Annotated in this window: 2 protein-coding genes; one reads left to right on the top strand and one right to left on the bottom strand. The window is 69.1% G+C overall.

Going from position 1 to position 3,371, the window contains the following annotated elements; translation table 11 throughout:
* Positions 1–23 precede the first annotated feature (23 nt).
* Positions 24–2,795 carry a pyruvate dehydrogenase (acetyl-transferring), homodimeric type gene (gene aceE, locus AC1DP0_RS19845; RefSeq protein ID WP_478087905.1) on the bottom strand — a complete coding sequence of 924 codons (2,772 nt, stop codon included), beginning with the start codon at positions 2,793–2,795 and terminating at the stop codon, positions 24–26.
* A gap of 274 nt (positions 2,796–3,069) precedes the next feature.
* Between aceE and AC1DP0_RS19840 the strand changes: the two genes are divergently transcribed.
* Positions 3,070–3,371: DUF3052 family protein (locus tag AC1DP0_RS19840; protein ID WP_478087903.1), on the top strand; the 302-nt coding region annotated here is incomplete at its 3' end.

Below are 3,371 nucleotides of genomic sequence, written 5' to 3'. Positions count from 1 at the left end.
CGGCATACGCCGGCTGGGGAGCCTCAGCTCTCGCCGCCCGCGTTGCCGGACGTGCCGGCCGTGACGTCGCCGAGCTGGTACTTCTCGGCCGCCCGGCGCGGGACGTCGGCGTCGACCTTGCCCTCCTTGGCGAGCAGCTGCAGCGTCCGCACGGCGACGGACGGGCCGTCGATGTGGAAGAAGCGGCGCGCCGCGGGACGGGTGTCGGAGAAGCCGAAGCCGTCGGCGCCGAGCGTGGCGTAGGTGCCCGGGACCCACTCGCGGATCTGGTCCTGGACCGCCCGCATGTAGTCGCTCACCGCGACGACCGGGCCCTCGGTGCCCTCGAGGCACTGCGTGACCCACGGCTTGATCGGCGGGCCGTCGGGGGAGAGGAACTCCTGCTCGTCGGCGGCCAGGCCGTCCCGACGCAGCTCGTTCCACGAGGTCACCGACCACACGTCGGCGGCCACGCCCCAGTCGTCGGCGAGCAGCTGCTGGGCCTCGAGCGCCCACGGCACCCCGACGCCGGAGCCGAGGATCTGCGCGCGCGGCGCCTCGTGCGTCCAGCCCTCGGTGTTCGCCGAGGAGATGCGGTGCATGCCGCGCAGGATGCCCTCGACGTCGACGTCGTCGGGCTCCTTCGGCTGCTGGATCGGCTCGTTGTAGACGGTGAGGTAGTAGATGACGTTCGACTCCTCGGGCGTCTTGCCCTCGCCGTACATCCGCTTGAGGCCGTCCTGCATGATGTGCGCGATCTCGTAGCCGTACGCCGGGTCGTAGTGCACGACCGCAGGGTTCGTCGAGGCGAGCAGCGGGCTGTGCCCGTCGGCGTGCTGCAGGCCCTCACCGGTCAGCGTCGTGCGACCGGCGGTGGCGCCGATGAGGAACCCACGCGTCATCTGGTCGGCAGCCGCCCAGATCGAGTCGCCGGTGCGCTGGAAGCCGAACATCGAGTAGAAGACGTAGATCGGGATCATCGGCTTGCCGTGCGTCGCGTACGACGTGCCCGCCGCCGTGAACGCCGCGAGCGAGCCGGCCTCGTTGATGCCGAGGTGCAGGATCTGGCCACTGACGTTCTCGCGGTAGGCGAGCATCAGCTCGGCGTCGACCGGCGTGTAGTTCTGCCCGTTGGGGTTGTAGATCTTGATCGTCGGGAAGAACGCGTCCATGCCGAACGTGCGCGCCTCGTCGGGGATGATCGGCACGATGCGCGGGCCGAACTCCTTGTCGCGCAGCAGGTCCTTGAGCAGTCGGACGAACGCCATCGTCGTGGCGACCTCCTGCTTGCCCGAGCCCTTCTTGACCTGGGCGTAGGCCTCGTCGCCGGGCAGCTTGACCGGCTCGAAGTCGACGCGGCGGCTCGGCAGCGTGCCGCCGAGCTTCTGGCGGCGGTCAACGGAGTACTTGATGACCTCGCTGTCGGCCCCCGGGTGGTAGTACGGCGGCTGGTAGGGGTCGGCCTCGAGCTGCTCGTCGGTGATCGGGATGCGCAGGCTGTCGCGGAAGGCCTTGAGGTCGTCCAGCGTCATCTTCTTCATCTGGTGCGTGGCGTTGCGGCCGGCGAAGTGCGAGCCGAGGCTGTAGCCCTTGATGGTCTTGGCGAGGATGACGGTGGGCTGGCCGGTGTGCTCACGCGCCGCCTTGTAGGCCGCGTAGACCTTGCGGTAGTCGTGACCACCGCGCTTGAGGTCCCACCAGACCTGGTCGTCGGTCCAGTTCTCGACCATCTTGGCCGTGCGCGGGTCGCGCCCGAAGAAGTGGTCGCGGACGTATTTGCCGTCGTTGGCGCGGAAGGTCTGGTAGTCACCGTCGCTCGTGGTGTTCATGACGTGCACGAGCGCACCGTCGCGGTCGGCGGCGAGCAGCGGGTCCCACCCGCGGCCCCAGACGACCTTGATGACGTTCCAGCCGGCGCCGCGGAAGAAGGCCTCGAGCTCCTGGATGATCTTGCCGTTGCCGCGCACCGGGCCGTCGAGCCGCTGCAGGTTGCAGTTGATGACGAAGTTGAGGTTGTCGAGCTCCTCGTTGGCCGCGAGCTGGAGCAGGCCGCGCGACTCGGGCTCGTCCATCTCGCCGTCGCCGAGGAACGCCCAGACGTCCTGCTGGCTCGTGTCCTTGATGCCGCGGTTGTGGAGGTACTTGTTGAACTGCGCCTGGTAGATCGCGTTCATCGGGCCGATGCCCATCGACACCGTCGGGAACTCCCAGTAGTTCGGGAGCAGCCGCGGGTGCGGGTAGGACGGGACGGCCTTGAGCTCGCCGTCGACGAGGTGGCTCTTCTCCTGGCGGAAGCCGTCGAGCTGCGCCTCGGTCAGGTGGCCCTCGAGGAAGCTGCGGGCATACATGCCGGGCGAGGCGTGGCCCTGGAAGTAGACCTGGTCGCCGCCGCCCGGGTGGTCCTTGCCGCGGAAGAAGTGGTTCATGCCCACCTCGTAGAGCGTCGCGGCCGACGCGTACGTGGAGATGTGGCCGCCGACGCCGATCCCGGGACGCTGGGCGCGGTGGACCATGACCGCGGCGTTCCAGCGGATGTAGCGGCGCATCTCGCGCTCGACGTCCTCGTCGCCGGGGAACCACGGCTCGCGCTCGGGGGGGATCGTGTTGATGTAGTCGGTCGCCGTCAGGGACGGGACGCCGACCTGCTGCTGGCGCGCGCGCTCGATGAGCTTGAGCATGATGTAGCGCGCCCGCGTCCGGCCCTTCTCGTCGAGGACGGCGTCGAGGGAGTCGATCCACTCCTGCGTCTCGTCCGGGTCGATGTCCGGGAGCTGACTGGGGATCCCGTTGAGGATCGGTCCGGCCTCGGATGCCACGTCGTGGGTCCTTTCTCGTCGCGAGGCGGCGCTCGCGGCCGGTCGGCCGCGGCGCTGCGCCCTCCCATCCTCTACCCAACCGTGGGGACCGTCACAACCGGGTCCGTCTGCTGGGGAGCGGTGGTATGCCGTCCGCTCCCCTCGGCGCGTCGGGCGCGGCGTGGGCGTTGTCCCCGACGGGACCCGCCTTGCGCGATAGCGTCGGACCCGGTGCACTGATGTCGTGGCACCTACGCCACGACACGGACGGCCATGATCGAGAGGACCGGTGACAGTGAGCGAGACCGCGGGAGCGGCGTCCTTCAGCAAGCTCGGATTTGCCAAGGGGCAGGTCATCCAGGAGTTCGGCTATGACGACGACGTCGACAACGACCTGCGGTTCGGGCTCGAGGACGTCATCGGGACCGAGCTCGAGGACGAGGACTTCAACGACGGGGCGGACGGGGTGCTGCTCTGGTACCGCGACGGGGACGACGACCTCGTCGACCTCATGGTCGACGGGCTGACGAAGCTCTTCGACCAGGGCTTCATCGTGCTGCTGACGCCCAAGTCCGGACGCCCCGGGCACGTCGATGC

This window comes from Terrabacter sp. P5_B1 (assembly GCF_056400505.1).
Note: the sequence above shows the minus strand (reverse complement) of the source record. Positions and strands in the feature narration are given on the sequence as shown.